The following is a 15,310-nucleotide window of genomic DNA, read 5'->3' as shown; positions in this document are numbered from 1 at the left end:
CGCCAAACGGGATGGGAAGATCTCGCCACTGAGAAAACCTGACTGAGTGCTTCAGTTGGACGTTGCGGTGAACAATCCGCGCAGCCTGGCGCAAGGTGGCTGCGGTTGACGCTTCGGGCGGGTGGCCTTCGGCCGGAACGGCCACCAGGAGGAGGACGGATGCTGGTACTGGGGCGCTCGCAGGTCGAAGCGCTGCTCGACATGGACACGCTGATCGATGCCCTGGCCTCGGCGATGGCGGACCTCAGTGCCGGCCGTGCTTCGGCCCCCGACCGCGTTGCCGCACTGGTGCCCGAGCGTGAGGCCCTTCTGGCAGCGATGCCCGGCTTCGTGCCGTCGGCCGGGGTGCTCATGAGCAAACTCGTGTCGCTCTTCCCGCAAAATGCGGGAACGGCGCTGCCGACCCACCAGGCGCTGATCGTGGTCTTTGATCCGGCGACGGGTGAGCCTGCGGCGTTGCTGGACGGGACGGTCATCACCGCGATGCGGACCGGCGCCTGCTCGGCCCTTTCGGTGCGGCTGCTGGCCCGCGAGGACGCCACGGTGCTTGCGATCCTGGGGACCGGTGTGCAGGCGCGGTCCCACGCCCGCGCGATCTGCCGGGTCCGCCCCATCCGGCAGATCCGGGTGGCCGGCCGCGACCCGGCGAAAGCGGCAGCATTGGTGAGCGAGCTGTCGGCAGTGGTGGAGGCCGAGGTTCGTCCGGCGTCCACCTACGCCGAGGCGCTCGACGGCGCGGACATCGCCGCGGCGACCACTCACGCCGTCGAACCGGTGATCCGCCGGACCTGGCTGGCACCCGGGGTGCACATCACGTCGGTGGGGTACAACCCGGCCGGCCGCGAGGTCGACGACGCCACCGTCGCCGAGGCTCTGGTGTGCGTCGAATCGCGGCAGGCCGCGCTGGCCCCTTTCCCCGCGGGCAGCAACGACCTGCTGGGCCCGATCCGCGACGGCCTCATCACGGCCGAGCATGTGCACGCCGAGCTGGGCGAACTCGTCGCGGGCAGCAAGACGGGGCGCACCTCGCCGGACCAGATCACCCTGTACAAATCGGTCGGCGTAGCTGTTCAGGACGCCGTGGCCGCAGCCCTGGTCGTCACTGCCGCACGCCAGCGGTCAGTCGGCGAGGAGATCACCTTGCGATGATGCCGATGGTGGGGATGTGCGGTCTCCACCGTCCGGATGACCGTGTCGCGGACCTCCGGCACACCGGGCGGCCTGAGCACGTACGACTGCTTCGGGAGCAAGAGTAATGGCTGCACCTTCTTCGCTGCCTGCGATGCGGATGTGGTCGTGGACGTCCAAGGCCTGACGGATCGAGCGGCGGTGTGGTCCGGGGTCGGTGGGGACGCTTGGTGGCCGTTCGCAATCAAGTACGGCCAGTGCGCCGAGCTCGAACGACCTGCAGCGGTATCCGACGGTGGTGCGAAGGCTCTGTAGTGTTCACACGTTGCGGACCACCCGCCGCCGTCTTCTTCTACGCATCCCGACGGCCGCAGCCCTGTGCCTTCGGGCTGTCGGAGGAACGGGCCGCTGGAGCAAGGAGCGCGATCTGCTGCTGGACGACCTCGGCGACGCCCGAATCCTCACCCCATGACGGCACCGCTCTGCGGACGGGCGAAGGTGACGGCCAAGCCGGTCGCAAGCGCCGTGCGCTGGCGCTGTTCGAGCGGCGCAGACACCCAAGTCCTGCCCTCCCCGACGAGCCCCTCGGCCTGATGCCCGCCAAGCTTCGCCGGCCCTACGCGGTCCTGCACATGCCGGAGGGCCGGCGCCTCGCGGCACCGGCCCTCCGGTTCATCAGCAGGTCCTCGGCAGGTCTCGCCTGCCGGGCCTCAGACGGCGCGGACGCGTGCGGCCTGGGGACCCTTGGGGCCCTGGACGACGTCGAACTCCACGCGCTGGTTCTCCTCGAGGCTACGGAAGCCGTGGCCGTCGATCTCGGAGTAGTGCACGAACACATCCGGTCCGTCGGCCTGGGCGAGGAAGCCGAAGCCCTTCTCCGCGTTGAACCACTTGACGGTTCCCTGAGTCATTTTCTTGCTCCTTGCAGGGGCTGGGTGCGGGACGCGCACTCTGCGGGCCCGGGCCGGCCTGGACGCGACTTCTCCAGTTCCCTGAAGGCAAGCGGCGCCCGCGACATCGTTCTTCGCGAGCGTGCGGTGAAACACAGACACAAAAACTACGACCACTCGGTACAACCTGCCCCCGCCGGATTCATTCCCGCCGCCGCACTCGCATTCCGGCTGGTCGCGGAGCAGGGCTTCGACAAGGCGACCGTCGGCCAGATCGCCGCCGAAGCGGCTGTCGTGCACTCGACAGATCAAGATCTACTTCTGAAACGCACCATCGCCGTCCCGTCGGAGCCTGTGCGTGTGAGGATTCAGGGAAGGAAGCCGGTCCGACCTTGCTGTCGGTGTGGGCGCGGTGGAGCATCAGCACCGACTGTCGTTGCTCTGGGGGGAGCTGCCGTGCCGATTCTGTTCGCTCTGCTGCTGGCCGCCGTGGTGGCCGTTCTGCTGATGGGCGTGGTGCAGCGCCGTGTGCAGCACCGGGAGACACTGCGGGCCACCGTGCTGCAGACGCAGGTGGACCTGTTGAAAGCCGCGGCGGCCGACCCGGACCTGGCCCGGGCCGCGGCCGGACCGCAGCTCACCGGCTCGGAGCCCGGAGAGGCCGTCCAGCACCTCTTCTTCGAGGCGCAGTTGACCGCCTGGGAACTGCAGTGGCGCATCGGTGCGCTGTCCCAGCAGCAGCTCCGCGCGCACGCCTCGGCGCTTCTGGCCGACGAGGCGGGGCGCCGTTACTGGGAGCGCACCCGCACCGCCCGCGCCGGTCTGGCCGGCGACGACGCGAAGCTGCGGGCCTTCGTCAAGGTGTTGGACGCCGCCCGGCAAACGCTGACGCCTGCCGACGCACGCTGAGATGCGGATCTCGAGGGGCGCACGCGGTACGCGCGTCCGGCTTTTCGTACGTGTGGTCGTCGCGATGTGATCGCGGAGCGCCCACGCGGCGGCCCTCCGGATCATCTACGGGCCGTCTGCCGCACTCCATACGCTGAGCCAGCACGTGCAGGTACAGCCGTGCGAAGAAGCACCGGTGAAAGCCGCAGCTGTCCGACCCGGCCTCACCCTGCGAGCGCCGGAGCAACGGGCTCTCTTCCGTGCCGCCACCACGGGCGGCAAGGACGCGTCATGGCGGCGCCGTACGACGACAGCAGCCCGACCCAGTTACGTCGCCCGGGCAACGACGGCCAGCAGCTCCGCGATGGACCGCCGAACGGCGCCGCATGCGGGAAATGAGCTCGCCTGTCGGCATCGGCGGGAGAAGTCCGCAAGCAATCAGGCTGTGCTTCCATCAACTGACACGTTCCTTCAACTGACGCGCTCCTTCCCGGAGGAGCGGGACGACCCGGTGCGTGACTTCCTCGTGACAGCCCAAAGCGATGCGGTGCGGATCGAAGTCACGGTGAGGACCTCGCGTGGTGACGGTCTTGACGTCTTCTCGCCGAGTTGGCGGAAGAGTTCCGCGGGCGGACGGGGCGCCGGACCATGGCACTCTCTGGAACGAGACCTGACGCTCTCGGCCGAAACAGCCCGACTTGAGCGCCATGGCCTCGACTGGGTCTGGGCATCGGAGCACGGCTCCATCCTGGACGCGGTGGTCGCCCGGCATTGCCGGTCAAGATGCGTCAGAGCCGCGCTCTTGACTTGCACCTCGGGCTGAAGCCCGAGGATTCTGGCCTTCTCGATCGTTGCTGTGCCGCTACGCGGCACGGGGTTCGGTCGGGAATCCGTGGCTTCCTGTTTCTTCGCGCTGTGCCGGGATTGCTCCTGGTCTTACCGGCGCTCCGCAGGCCGATACCGCCAGTCCGGCGGCCGTCTTCACGTTGATCGCGGCGTTGGTGTCCCGGTCATGGACGGTGCCGCAGGCGGTACAGGTCCATTCCCGGACGCTGAGGGGTTTGGGTCCGTCCTTGACGCCGCAGGTCGAGCAGGTCTGGGAGGTCGGCTCGAACCGGCCGATCTTGACCAGGGTGCGGTCGTACCGTTCTGCTTTGTACTCCAGCATGCTGATGAACGATGACCATCCGGCGTCATGCACGGACTTGGCCAGCTTCGTGCGGGCCAGTCCCGCCACCGACAGGTCCTCCACTGCGATCCCTTGGTTCTCGGAGATCAGCTTCGTGGAGAGCTGGTGGTGGAACTCGCGGCGTGCGTCGGTGACCTTGTCGTGGGCGCGGGCGACCTTCAGGCGAGCCTTGGCGCGGTTCTTGCTTCCCTTCTGCTTGCGAGACAGCTCCTGCTGGGCTTTCTTCAGCTTCTTCTCCGCGCGCCGAAGGAAGCGCGGGGAGTCAATCTTCGTGCCGTCGGACAGGACCGCGAAGTGGGTCAGGCCGAGATCGATGCCGATGGTGCGGTCGGTTTCGGGCATCCGTGTCGCGTCGGCGGCGGGGTCGGTGTCGATGACGAAGGAGGCGAAGTACCGTCCCGCCGCGTCCTTGATGACGGTGACGGAGGTGGGGGTGGTGGGCAGCGTGCGGGACCATTTCACCTTCACCGCGCCGATCTTCGGCAGGTTCAGCCGGCCGCTGTCGGTGATGTTCCAGCGGGCGTTGGCGGTGAACCGGATCGACTGCCGAGTGTCCTTGCGGGACTTGAAGCGGGGCGGGCCTGTTCTGGGGCCCTTGCGGGTGCCCTTGAGGGAGGCGAAGAAGTTGCGGTACGCGGTCTCGGCGTCCCGCAGGGACTGCTGGAGCACCACCGCGGAGACCTCACCCAGCCAGGACCGTTCCGCTGTCCGCTTGGCCTGGGTGATCAGGCGCGTGGACAGCTCCCCGGCCTTCGGGAACGGCTGCTCGGCCTTACGGGCGTCTTCACGGGCGCGGACCGCGTCGTTGAACACGACACGAGCGCACCCGAACGCCTTCGCCAACGCGGTCTGCTGGCCGGTGTCCGGGTACAGGCGAAAGCTGTACCTGAGCTGCATGGCCGTCACCCTACATATTTGGATCATGGGTGAGATGCAGGACATCAGAACTGGTCGGCACTGTGTTTTCGTGATGCATGTGCACTTGGTCTTCGTTACCAAGTTCCGGCACAAGGTGTTCACCGATGCCCACTTGAGGGCGGATGGAGGAGATCATGCGGTCCGTGTGTACTGACTTCGAGTGCGACCTGGTGGAGTTCAACGGTGAGGACAACCACGTCCACCTGCTGGTGAACTTCCCGCCCAAGGTCGCCGTCACCAAGCTGGTCAACTCCCTCAAGGGCGTCTCCTCCCGAAGGCTCCGCCAGGAGTTCCCCGACCTGATGCGCCACTATTGGCGGGCCAACAGGCTCTGGTCCGGGTCCTACTTCGCCGGAACCGTCGGCGGCGCCCCGCTCTCCGTGGTCAGGCAGTACATCGAACAGCAGAACCGGCCCGTGTGAGCACCACCCGGCTCCGCCGGTACCAGCCGCCGCGACCCTCCGCGCCGCAGGCAAAGAACCGCGGTGTCCGGCTCCGCCGGACCTGAGGCTGCGACGCTCCGCCTCGCCACTGCCAGATTCGCTTCACCACCGGCCTGAAGGCCGATGCACTGCGAATGAACTCCGGTAGCGGACCCGGTAGTCGGTCTCTTCCAGGTCCAGCTCCTGGGAGGCCTCCCCCGCCCATTGCACGAGAGCGCTCCTGGTCGAGGCGGGGCGGAAGGACACCTCCACAACGTCCTCCCACGCCGGATCCAGTGGCGGAGCGTGGTCATGCACCTCGACGGTGAAGCCGACGTTTCCCGTGTGCAGCCCGGTGTGCAGCCACAGCGCGCCGGGTATCGCTGCCCCGCACAACCCGGCGCTCTGCCCGGCGAACGCCTGCGTGAGGTCAGGGCCGAAGCTGTCCGGATCGCTCTCGACGTAGATCTGGCCGTAGTGAACATGAACCTCGCCCGCGACCGGCCTGCGCACGATTACCCCCATCGTTTCCAGGAACACTCTCTGCCTGGCAGGCTATGGCGCGGCACTGACAGGCCGCGCTGGGCAAGCCGGGAGGCCGCGGGGCCACGAGGCTCGTCAAGACCTGTGGATGGGAGCCGTACTGGCCCAGCGGTGATACGCGTCTACGGCCGACGTTGCTGCCGCACACGAGGGTGACTACGTGTCGGCCGGCGAAGCGGTCACGGTCTTCGAGGATCACCGCGAGGCCGAGCGCGGTCGACGGTTCGACGACGAGGCCGGTTGGTCGAGGAGCATCCGCATACCGGCGGTGATCGACGCCTCCTGAATCAGGACGGCGCCGTCGGCCGACCAGGACGAGGTCGTTCAGGGCGGCCGGGATGGGGCAGCGTGCCTCGGAGGCGATGCCGGCGAGCGGATGGTCGTGCAGGTTCAACCCGGCGCCCGGCAGGTAGGTGAGATCAGCCCTTGCCGACGTCCCGCGCGACACGCTCCAGTCGGCTCCGGTGGCGCTCCCACCATGCCTGATCTTCCGGTGGCATGTTGTCGTTGCCCTGCAAGTAGCCGACGGCTCCGTCGATGAGTTCCCGCAGGATGTCGGCGTGTCCGGCGTGCCGCTGGGTATCGGAGATCACGCGCACCAGGATGTGGTGCAGGGTCACCTCTCGTCGTTCCGCCGGCCACCATGGGACGTGACCGATCGAGTCGAGCATCAGTGTCGCGATCGTGTTGTTGGAGTGCTCCCACGCCTGGTGATACAGCCCGACGATCTCTTCGCGCGACTCGTCTGCGGTGGCCCACATGTCCGAGTTGGGTTCTGCGTCCTCTGTGTACCACCAGGGCGGCGGCTCCTCGTCGAAGAACGGCCGCCCGAACGTGTCGCCGAAGTACCCCAGCTCCACGCCGGCGACATGTTTGACCAGCCCCAGCAAGTTCGTGCCCGTCGGGGTCAGCGGGCGGCGGATGTCGTACTCCGACAGCCCGTCGAGCTTCCACACCAGGGCGTCGCGCGCGTCTTGCAGGTAGCGGAGAAGGTCCGCTTTCGGGTTCGGTTCGTTCATGCCGGGCACTCTGCCACTCGGCACTGACAGCCGGGTTCTGGAGAACAATCAGGTAGCTGCTTCGCGACGCAGAAGTGCCGGCATCCACGTAGAGGTGGCTAGCGGGCCACCGCGTTCGCCCCCGCCTGCGCGAACTTCTCGTCCAGTGCCCCGGACGGAGCGCCCGCGACGCCGATGCCGGCGATGGGTGCGTTGTCGGCGGTGACGGGGACGGCGCCGGCCAGGAAGAGGGTGCCGGGGATGTCCTTCAGGCTCGGGGTCTGCTGCAGGCGCTCGGCGAGCTGGGAGGTGGGGGCGTTCCAGGCGGCCGCGGTGAATGCCTTTCGCTGGGCGGACTCGTAGGACTGCGGGCCGGCGCCGTCGCCGCGCAGGGTGACGATCGTGTTGCCGTTGCGGTCGACGACGGCGACCGTGACGCGCTGGTTCTCCTTCTCGGCGGCGTCCAGCGCGGCCTGCGCGGCCTTGGTGGCGGCGTCGATCGTCAGGTGGGTGGAGGTGGTGGTGGCCCGGGGCGGGGCGTCGGCCGAGGTGGCAGCGGCGGATGTCGTGGCGGGCGCCGAGGCGTTCGCGGACACCGCGCCGAAGCCCGCGAGGGCGACGACGGCGAGTACGGCGCCACCGGTGGCGACGCGGGCACGGCGGGAGAACTTCTTGGGCATGGGGCTGTTCATGGGTCGGTCGACTCCTCAGGTGGCGGGCGGCCCGGTTGCCGCCCCGCTTCGTCCGCTCTCCAGCCTCGGCCCGGGTCGGGGCCGGCGGGGTCGGCGTTCCGGCTGCCTCGGGGGCGCACGACGGACGACACCGAGGTCATCCGATCGGTTGACCTGTCTGGCTCCCGCAGCGGGCCACAATGGAGGTGTTTGCCCAGTTCAGCGCCCGCGAGGGGAAGGAGGCGGCCCCGGATGGGGGACCGGTCGTACGAACCGAGCACCGTGGACGCCCGGTGGCTCGGCGTCGTGATGCACGCGGCGTTCTTCCTGCTTCTCGGCGGAGCGCTGGCCCGGTTCCTGCTGCGCCATCCCGGGGAGCCGCGCAGTCCGTGGATCATCGCGCTGTGCGTCGTGCTCGCCGTCCTGCATCTGCTGGGGCCCAGGATCGGGGACCCGGGGGCGCGGCCCGGTCGGCGGCACACGGCGTGGCTGGCGCTGGTTGTGTTGGTGTGGATGGTACTGGTCGTCCTGGCGCCCAGCTTCGCCTGGTGCGCGGTGCCCCTCTTCTACACCGGTCTGCGTATGCTGCCGCCGCGCGCGGCCCTCTTTCTCGTGGCGGTCCTGACGGTGTTCGTCGTCGCGGCGCAGGTGCAGCTCGCAGGACGCTTCGACCCCAACCTGGTCCTCGCGCCGCCCGCCGTCGCCGCCCTCGCCGCCGCCGTCTTCCTGCAGATGGAACGGCACACCGCACGTCAGCGTGTCCTGATCGACGACCTGATCCGCGCCCGTTACGAACTCGCCGCCGCCGAACGCCGCGAGGGCACCCTCGCCGAACGCCAGCGGATCTCCATGGAGATCCACGACACGCTCGCCCAGGGCCTGTCCAGCCAGCAGATGCTGCTCCAGGCGGCGGAGCTGGTGTGGGACACCGCTCCGGACAAGGCCCGCGCCCATGTACGCACCGCCGCGTCCGTGGCCGAGCACAACCTCGCCGAGGCCCGGCGCTTCGTGCACGACCTGGCCCCCGCGGACCTGGCCCGCGGCGAAGGCCTCGATCAGGCACTGCGCGCCCTGGCCGCGCGGGAGTCCGGGGCGCACCTCACCGTACGCGTCCACATCGACGGCGACGGTCGGCTCGCCCGGCTGCCCGCCCCCGTCCAGGCCGCCCTGCTGCGCATCGCCCAGGGCGCCCTGGCCAATGTCCGCGAGCACTCCGGCGCCCGCAGCGCCACCCTCACCCTCACGCTCCTCGACGACGAAGTCGTCCTGGACGTCTCCGACGACGGCCATGGCTTCGACCCCGCCGCACTGCCCGACTCCCCCGGCTCGGAACGCGGGCACGGGCTGCCCGCCATGCGGGCCCGGCTGCGCCCCTTCGGCGGCACCCTGACCGTAGAGTCCACGCCCGGCGAGGGCACCGTCGTGTCCGCCGCCGTTCCCTTGGAGGCACCCCGATGACCCCCGACCGCGCTCCCGTGCGCATCCTGGTCTGCGACGACCACGCCGTCGTACGGGCCGGGCTGCTCGCACTGCTCGACAGCGCCCCGGGTATCGAGGTCGTCGGTGAGGCCGGCAGCGGCGAGGAGGCGCTCGCGCTGGCCGCGCAACTCGCCCCGGACGTGGTGCTGATGGATCTGCAACTGGGCGAGGGCATCGACGGCGTGGAGACCACGCGCCGCCTCACCTCCTCCCCCGGCGCCGGTGTCCACGTCCTGGTCCTGACCACCTACGACACCGACGCCGACATCACCCGCGCCATCGAGGCGGGCGCCACCGGTTACCTGCTCAAGGCCGAGCGGCCCGACGAGCTCTTCGCCGCGATCCACGCCGCCGCGCAGGGACGTACGGCCTTGTCCGCACCGGTCGCCGGCCGCGTCATGGCCAACCTGCGCCAACCCCGCCCCACCCTCACCGACCGGGAACGGGACATCCTCGCCCAGCTCGCCCTCGGTATCGGCAACCGCGACATCGCCCGCGCGCTGTACATCAGCGAGGCCACGGTCAAGACGCACCTGCGCCGCATCTACGACAAACTCGGCGTGGACACCCGCGCAGGCGCGGTGGCCGTAGCGAAGGAGCGGCGCCTGCTGCCGTGAGGGCAGCCCGCCCATGCCGGTTGTGTGGATCGACTGCATGCCGGTGCGGTCGGGGCAGGTGGATCGATGCACGGGCGCGGCAGCGGACGTGGCAGGCGGGAGTGCTGCCGTCCGGCGCTGATGTGGGAGGCGCACATCGCCCTCACGCTGCGGGGGGTGTGCGGGCTGACCACCGCGCAGATCGCCCGCGTGTTCCTGGTCCGGGGGTTCACCGTGGCCTGGGGGTGCCCCCTCTGGGGGAGGATCACCGCGCCAAGCAGAAGATCACCGAGGCGGGGATCCCGTACTGCGTCCCGAGCTACGAGGAGCTGGGCGACCGCCTCGCGCGGGGCACTCTGGTGCGGCTCGAGGAGGGAGCGCCGCCTGTTGGGAGGACCCCGACTGGGAACAGGTCGTGCTGCCGTACGACATGCTGCTGCCCCTCGCCCCCTCCCCGTCACCCGGCTCCACCGGGCCGTCGCCGTCCGCTACACACAGGGGCCACAGGCCACCGCTGCTGGTGGTCCTGGCCGAAGTGGACGGCCCCACCGCGGAGCTCGACCCCTACTACCGGTTCCACGCCACCCGCGCCGACCTGGCGCGCGCTCGGACGTCCCGACGAGGCCTGCACCGCAGGTCGGCTCGCACTCGACCTGATCGCCAACCCCGCGGAGCGTGCGCTGCTCCAGGAACCCGCCGCCTCCTGAGCAAACCCGAGGCGCTCGATGACTTTCCGGGACGCCGTCCAGGACTTGTCACATGAGTATCTAGACCTTCGGCGTCCGCCGGTTCACGGTGGTCCCTCCTCATACGACCGATCCGTCGGGAGGGATCCAGCAGTGAGACGAAGGCGATTTGTGGCAGGGGCGATCGGCACTGTTGCGGGGATGGCGCTCGGCCCGGTTCCGTCCCGGGCCGACGCACCGGCGCCCGGAACGCAAGGCTGGCAGGCCGTGCCGGCGCCCGGCAGCACTCCCGCCGCGCAGCTGCGCCGTATCGCCGCTGCCGGGCCCCAACTGGCCTGGGCCGTGGGTGAGGAGGGGCTGGCTGGGCCGTCCCGGGGGCGGGCGTTGGCGATGCTGTGGAACGGCAGTGCGTGGATGAAGACCGACCTGGCGCATCTCGGCCACACGCGGTTGACCGACGTCGCCGGTGTCTGCCCCACCGCGGCGTGGAGTGTGGGCCATCCTGCCGCGAACGGCAGCCCGCTGCTGCGCTGGGACGGAACCACCTGGCGCGAGGCCGCGTTCCCGGGCAGGGGCGAACCGGACGTCCGGCTCAACTCCGTGGCGGTCGGCCCCGACCGGCACGTGTGGATCTGTGGCAGCCGAGGCGGCGCCGCCCGTCTGCTGCAGGGGGACGGACAAAAATGGCGATGGCTGGACCCGCTGCCCGTCGCGAGCGCGAACCTCTACCGGGTCGTACTGCGCGCGCCGGGCGAGGTCTGGGTCAGCGGTGACCAGTCGAACGGCGGAGGATGGTCCGGACTTGTGGCCCGCTGGGACGGAGCCTGGACGGTGTTACCCCCGATCGCCGGTCTGCGTCTGGGCATCGCCGACCTCCACGCGGCCGGTCCCGACGACGTCTGGGCGGTGGGCACCGAGGCCGGTGTCGGCGGGCCACCCGGCCGCCCCGGCAACCCGGCCCTGAGCCACTGGGACGGCACGGCCTGGACCCGGGTGGACGCGGGCTTCACCGTCGGGTCGTTGACCGGAATCGCGGGCGATGCGCAGGGCCGCGCCGCATGGATATCGGGCTGGAACTACCAGGACCAGAGCCGCAGTACGTACCTGCGCCGGGACGGCGGCGCCTGGGCCGTCGTTCGGGGCCCGGCCGGCGCGGCGCCGGCTCCGTACCTCAATGACGTGACGTCGGTTCCCGGCACAGCGGGGTTCTGGTCCGTGGGGATGACGAGTCCCACGCCGGCTCCGCCGACCGAGGCATACACCGAACGCCTTGAATCCTGAGGCACAGAGCCTGAGGACTCCCCCGCATGGTCGCCGGCACCACGGACAGCCGGACCGATAGCCAGACCGACAGCCGGACCTCAGTACGAGCCGACCGGTGTCCTGCGCCGCGCTCTGCCGGGCATCCTTCCTGGCCGATCCTGACCCGGAGTTGACGGAATGTAGACGTCGACAAGGTCTGAGCCGGGGTGCAGTCCGCGGACCCCGGACCTGACTGAGGATCTGGACGAGCGGAAGCACCGTTCCCACGATCCGGAGGACGTCGTCCACGCGTCTGGCCGATCCGAGCCGGGTGATGTCCTCCGGCCCCGTGTGGTGCGCCGCGTTGGCGGCCATCCGCACGACCGCCTGGGTGACGCGATCGGGGTCGGGCCGTGGTGCATCGGCCTCGGCGATGGGCCCGACTGCCGTCGTCGCGTACCGAGCGCGCGCGGCTTGGGATACCTGTCGCGCGGTCAGGCCGAGGAGGGCAACGTCCTCCAAAAGGCGCTCTTCCGACCAAGTCGTCGGTGCACAGCCGGACGGCCTGAACCCGTTCCAGTGGGTCGTCATCCGTCAGGAGTTCCAGATTGCGGCGGATGCCGGTAGTCGGAGTGCGCAGTCTGCGAACGCGGCGGATGCTGGTGCTCCGCGGGACGACGGGGTAAGGAGAAATCGATGCAGTGCGTGCGGTTCAATGCCTCCGCCGATGAGGTGGCGAAGGTTTCCTATACGGCTCGCCGCCTTGTCGAGCTCGGCTACGGCAGCACCAGACCACTGGGGCTGAGCCGGGAGGACAAGCCTCCGCGGGCGGGCGAACTGGTGCTGTGCCAGGTCACCGGAATCGGCCAGCACAAATTCCTCGGACAAGTACACGGCAAGCGCAATCGGCTGTTCGTCGGCGACAGGATCGTCGTCGCCTACGGCGCACGCTACGCCCCTGACCAGTTCGAGGCGGAGGTCCCGGACGACCTCGGACCCTGTGACCTGGTCGCCGGAGGCGGCATAGCGGGGAGGGTCGTGTCCTCCCACTCCAGGATGAAATCCCCCACCCGGGTGGAGCCACTTGGCCGGCTGGCCGACGAGCACGGCGAAGTCATCGACCTTGCCCGCCTGGCCCGGCCGGTGGTGCCGGCCCTCGCTCCCCGCCCGCGCACCATCGCCGTACTCGGCACATCGATGAACGCGGGCAAGACGACCGTGGCCGCCGCCCTCATCCGCGGCCTCAGCCTGGCCGGCCGCCGGGTCGGCGCGGCCAAGGTGACCGGCACCGGTGCGCCCGGGGATCCGACACTGATGGCCGACGCGGGCGCGTCACGGGTCATCGACTTCACCGACCTGGGCTTCCCCAGCACCTACCAGCAGCCGATGCCGCAGGTGATTCGCATTCTGCGCAGCGCTGTCACGGATCTGACGAGTCACCAGGCGGAGGCCATCGTGCTGGAAGTCGCGGACGGGATCCTGCAGAGGGAGACGGCAGCGCTGATGCGGACACCGGAATTCCGAGCCAGCGTGGACAGCATCGTGTTCGCGGCCGGTGATTCGGTCAGCGCGGTGGCGGGCGTACGGCTGCTGCAGGAGGAGGGACTTCCCGTCGTGGCCCTGAGCGGGGTGCTGACGTCCTCTCCGCTGGCCGTGGCCGAAGCGGTGACCGGCGTGGACGTCCCGGTGTACGAAGCGGCTGCCATGGCCGATCCGTCCGTCGCCCATCAGCTGCTCTCGAGCGCCGTCACGGGTGGGGCCCTCGTAGGGGACGGCAGTGGGCTGGCGGAGGTCGGCAGTCAACTGACGGACCACAGTGGGCTGCCGCAGGAGCACAGTCGGCTGGCGGACTACAGCGGCCCCCTGACGGCGGAAACAGTGGCGTGACCGCAGCGAGGCGGCGCCGCGTCCGGATGCCGCACACACTCGGCGGTGTGCGGCGCCGGCTGCTGCTCCTGTTGGTGCTCGCCGGTTTCGGGCAGGCGGTCTGCGTGGTCGGCTTCGCCCTCCTGGTGCATGGCGCGGCCTACCGCATCACGCACGGCGGGGAGATCGCGACCGGCCACGACCGCAGCGCCATCTATACGCACGTCGCCGGTTACGCGCCGACCACGCTGGCCGTCGGGCTCGCCACGTCGGCCTGCGCGACCGTGCTGTTCAGGGCGGCGGGCGAACCGCTCGCGGAACGGTTGGCCCAGAGCTATGTGCACAGCGTCAGAATGCGCCTCTTCGACCACGTCGCCGGAAGCGAGGCGGGGGGACCCTTCCGGCGCACGGTCGGCGTGACCGTGCTCCGCTTCACCGGTGATGCTTCCGCCCTCCGGCTGTGGATCAGCAAGGGTGTGGCACCGCTTCTGGTGGACGGGGTGTTCGTCGCGTGTGCGATCGCCATACTGACCGTCATCTCGCCGGTCATCGGTGCGCTTTCGGCGGCGCTGGTCCTCCTGGCCGCGGCCGCACTCGCGCTGTTCGGGCGGCGGTTGCGCGAACGCGTACGGGAGACCAGGCGGCACAACGGCAAGCTTGCCGCCTTCGTCAACGAACGGGTCGCGCACACCGCCGTCCTGCAGTCCCTCGGACGGGTCGAGCAGGAGCGCCGGGTCATGCGGCGGCGCAGCCGTGAGTACGGTCGCGCCATGGTGTGCCAGGCCCGTCTCACCGGAGCGATGTCGGCGACGGCCGAGGCGTGCGGCATCGGGATCCTGCTGATCGTGGTCACTGTGGGGCTGGTGACGGGCGCCACCTGGGAGACCCTCGCCTCGCTGCTGACGGTGGCGAACTTCCTCGGCGGGCCCCTGTCGTCACTGGTCCGTGTGCAGGAGCACTGGCAGCAGTCGCGCGTGGCGCGGCGGCGCATTTCCGAGGTCCTCTCGGCTCCGGCACCACTGGGCAGGGCCCCCCGAGCCGAACCGCTCGCGGACGGGCCGGGACGGCTGGAACTCGCGGGGCTGCGCGTGAAGGGTGTCCTGGACGCATCGGCCGTCGCCTGGCCTGGGCAGCGGATCGTGCTGCAGGGACCTCCGGGCTCGGGAAAGTCGCTGCTGCTTCGCCTCATCGCGCGGCTGCAGGATCCGGACGCGGGCTCCGTGCTGCTGGACGGCCAGAACCTGGCCCGGCACGATCCCGAATCGGTACGGCGGGTGATCAGGCTGACCAGCCCCGAACTGCCTTTGCTGCGCGGCAGCGTGGGCACGAACCTGCGGCTCGGTGAATCACCGGACGCGGCCGAGAGGGCCGCCGAGGAGCACATACAGGCCCTGGCCGAGCTGCTCCCCCACGGTCTGCGCACCCGGGTGGGCGAAGGCGGGCACGGCCTTTCCATGGCCCTGCGCTATCAGGTGGCGATGGTACGGGCGCTGGCCAGCGGCCCCCGGGTCCTGCTGCTGGACGAGGCCAGGTCGGAAGGACCGGTCGGCGCCGACCTGATGGAGCGTCTGTTCGAACGGTATCCGGGCACCGTCATCTACGTCACCGACGAGCCCAAGCTCGCCGCGCGCGCGGACGTGCTCTGGAGAATCGACGACGGCAGACTCACGGTCCATGAGCGGCCGCGGCAGATCAAGGAGCCCGTGCATCCCGGCCTGGAGCCGGAGATGGATTAGCCCAGCTTGGCCTCTGTCTCCGCGCGAGCCGGCGGACTAAGGTGCGGCCGTGTGCCGG

At 70.0% G+C, this 15,310-nt stretch carries 13 protein-coding genes and 2 pseudogenes; 9 read left to right on the top strand and 6 right to left on the bottom strand.

What is annotated here, in order from left to right; genetic code table 11:
* The first annotated feature begins 159 nt into the window (after nucleotides 1-159).
* On the top strand, nucleotides 160-1,149 hold the full coding sequence (locus ACQEV2_RS40535) for an ornithine cyclodeaminase family protein (protein WP_433053636.1): 990 nt from the start codon (nucleotides 160-162) through the stop codon (nucleotides 1,147-1,149).
* 689 nt (nucleotides 1,150-1,838) lie between these two features.
* Here the strand turns inward: ACQEV2_RS40535 and ACQEV2_RS40530 are convergent.
* Complete coding sequence (locus ACQEV2_RS40530; RefSeq protein WP_433053633.1) at nucleotides 1,839-2,039, bottom strand: cold-shock protein; 201 nt, start codon at nucleotides 2,037-2,039, stop codon at nucleotides 1,839-1,841.
* Between the two features lie 435 nt (nucleotides 2,040-2,474).
* Here ACQEV2_RS40530 and ACQEV2_RS40525 point away from each other — a divergent pair, with 435 nt between their 5' ends.
* Together ACQEV2_RS40525 and ACQEV2_RS40520 are read left to right on the top strand one after the other, a co-directional pair.
* Nucleotides 2,475-2,927, top strand: a complete 453-nt coding sequence (locus ACQEV2_RS40525) for a DUF6082 family protein (protein ID WP_433053630.1) — start codon at nucleotides 2,475-2,477, stop codon at nucleotides 2,925-2,927.
* Nucleotides 2,928-3,270: 343 nt separating this feature from the next.
* Nucleotides 3,271-3,729 carry a DUF6228 family protein gene (locus ACQEV2_RS40520; RefSeq protein WP_433053627.1) on the top strand — a complete coding sequence of 153 codons (459 nt, stop codon included), beginning with the start codon at nucleotides 3,271-3,273 and terminating at the stop codon, nucleotides 3,727-3,729.
* Between the two features lie 39 nt (nucleotides 3,730-3,768).
* On the opposite strand, the gene ACQEV2_RS40515 is transcribed toward ACQEV2_RS40520, so the two are convergent.
* Nucleotides 3,769-4,992, bottom strand: a complete 1,224-nt coding sequence (locus tag ACQEV2_RS40515) for an RNA-guided endonuclease InsQ/TnpB family protein (RefSeq protein WP_433053624.1) — start codon at nucleotides 4,990-4,992, stop codon at nucleotides 3,769-3,771.
* A gap of 25 nt (nucleotides 4,993-5,017) precedes the next feature.
* Here ACQEV2_RS40515 and tnpA point away from each other — a divergent pair.
* Nucleotides 5,018-5,435: pseudogene (gene tnpA, locus ACQEV2_RS40510) on the top strand (IS200/IS605 family transposase).
* A gap of 123 nt (nucleotides 5,436-5,558) precedes the next feature.
* Here the strand turns inward: tnpA and ACQEV2_RS40505 are convergent.
* The 4 genes and pseudogenes from ACQEV2_RS40505 to ACQEV2_RS40490 all read right to left on the bottom strand — a co-directional run bounded on the left by ACQEV2_RS40505 (nucleotide 5,559) and on the right by ACQEV2_RS40490 (nucleotide 7,656).
* Complete coding sequence (locus ACQEV2_RS40505; RefSeq protein WP_433053622.1) at nucleotides 5,559-5,948, bottom strand: hypothetical protein; 390 nt, start codon at nucleotides 5,946-5,948, stop codon at nucleotides 5,559-5,561.
* Nucleotides 5,949-6,053: 105 nt separating this feature from the next.
* A pseudogene (locus tag ACQEV2_RS40500) lies at nucleotides 6,054-6,327 on the bottom strand (threonine dehydratase); the annotation flags it as partial.
* Nucleotides 6,328-6,397: 70 nt separating this feature from the next.
* Entirely contained in the window at nucleotides 6,398-6,997 is a 600-nt protein-coding gene (locus ACQEV2_RS40495) for a DinB family protein (protein ID WP_433053619.1), read from the bottom strand.
* A gap of 98 nt (nucleotides 6,998-7,095) precedes the next feature.
* The gene (locus tag ACQEV2_RS40490) at nucleotides 7,096-7,656 is read right to left on the bottom strand and encodes a GlcG/HbpS family heme-binding protein (protein WP_433055172.1); all 561 of its coding nucleotides are present in this window, start codon (nucleotides 7,654-7,656) and stop codon (nucleotides 7,096-7,098) included.
* Between the two features lie 243 nt (nucleotides 7,657-7,899).
* Between ACQEV2_RS40490 and ACQEV2_RS40485 the strand changes: the two genes are divergently transcribed.
* The 5 genes from ACQEV2_RS40485 to ACQEV2_RS40465 all read left to right on the top strand — a co-directional run bounded on the left by ACQEV2_RS40485 (nucleotide 7,900) and on the right by ACQEV2_RS40465 (nucleotide 15,252).
* Complete coding sequence (locus tag ACQEV2_RS40485) at nucleotides 7,900-9,105, top strand: sensor histidine kinase (protein WP_433053616.1); 1,206 nt, start codon at nucleotides 7,900-7,902, stop codon at nucleotides 9,103-9,105.
* A complete protein-coding gene (locus tag ACQEV2_RS40480) occupies nucleotides 9,102-9,743 on the top strand; it encodes a response regulator (protein WP_433053613.1) in 642 nt (213 codons plus the stop codon). Before ACQEV2_RS40485 ends, ACQEV2_RS40480 begins: the two co-directional genes overlap by 4 nt.
* An 866-nt stretch (nucleotides 9,744-10,609) precedes the next feature.
* Nucleotides 10,610-11,689 carry a hypothetical protein gene (locus ACQEV2_RS40475; protein ID WP_433053610.1) on the top strand — a complete coding sequence of 360 codons (1,080 nt, stop codon included), beginning with the start codon at nucleotides 10,610-10,612 and terminating at the stop codon, nucleotides 11,687-11,689.
* 657 nt (nucleotides 11,690-12,346) lie between these two features.
* Nucleotides 12,347-13,537 carry a DUF1611 domain-containing protein gene (locus ACQEV2_RS40470; RefSeq protein ID WP_433053607.1) on the top strand — a complete coding sequence of 397 codons (1,191 nt, stop codon included), beginning with the start codon at nucleotides 12,347-12,349 and terminating at the stop codon, nucleotides 13,535-13,537.
* Nucleotides 13,534-15,252, top strand: coding sequence for an ATP-binding cassette domain-containing protein (locus ACQEV2_RS40465; RefSeq protein WP_433053604.1), 1,719 nt, complete (start codon nucleotides 13,534-13,536; stop codon nucleotides 15,250-15,252). The genes ACQEV2_RS40470 and ACQEV2_RS40465 overlap by 4 nt, the downstream gene beginning before the upstream one ends.
* The last annotated feature ends 58 nt before the right edge of the window (nucleotides 15,253-15,310 follow it).

The organism is Streptomyces sp. CA-251387, from assembly GCF_050936625.1.
Lineage (GTDB): Bacteria > Actinomycetota > Actinomycetes > Streptomycetales > Streptomycetaceae > Streptomyces.
This window is presented reverse-complemented; position numbering and strand designations above follow the sequence as displayed.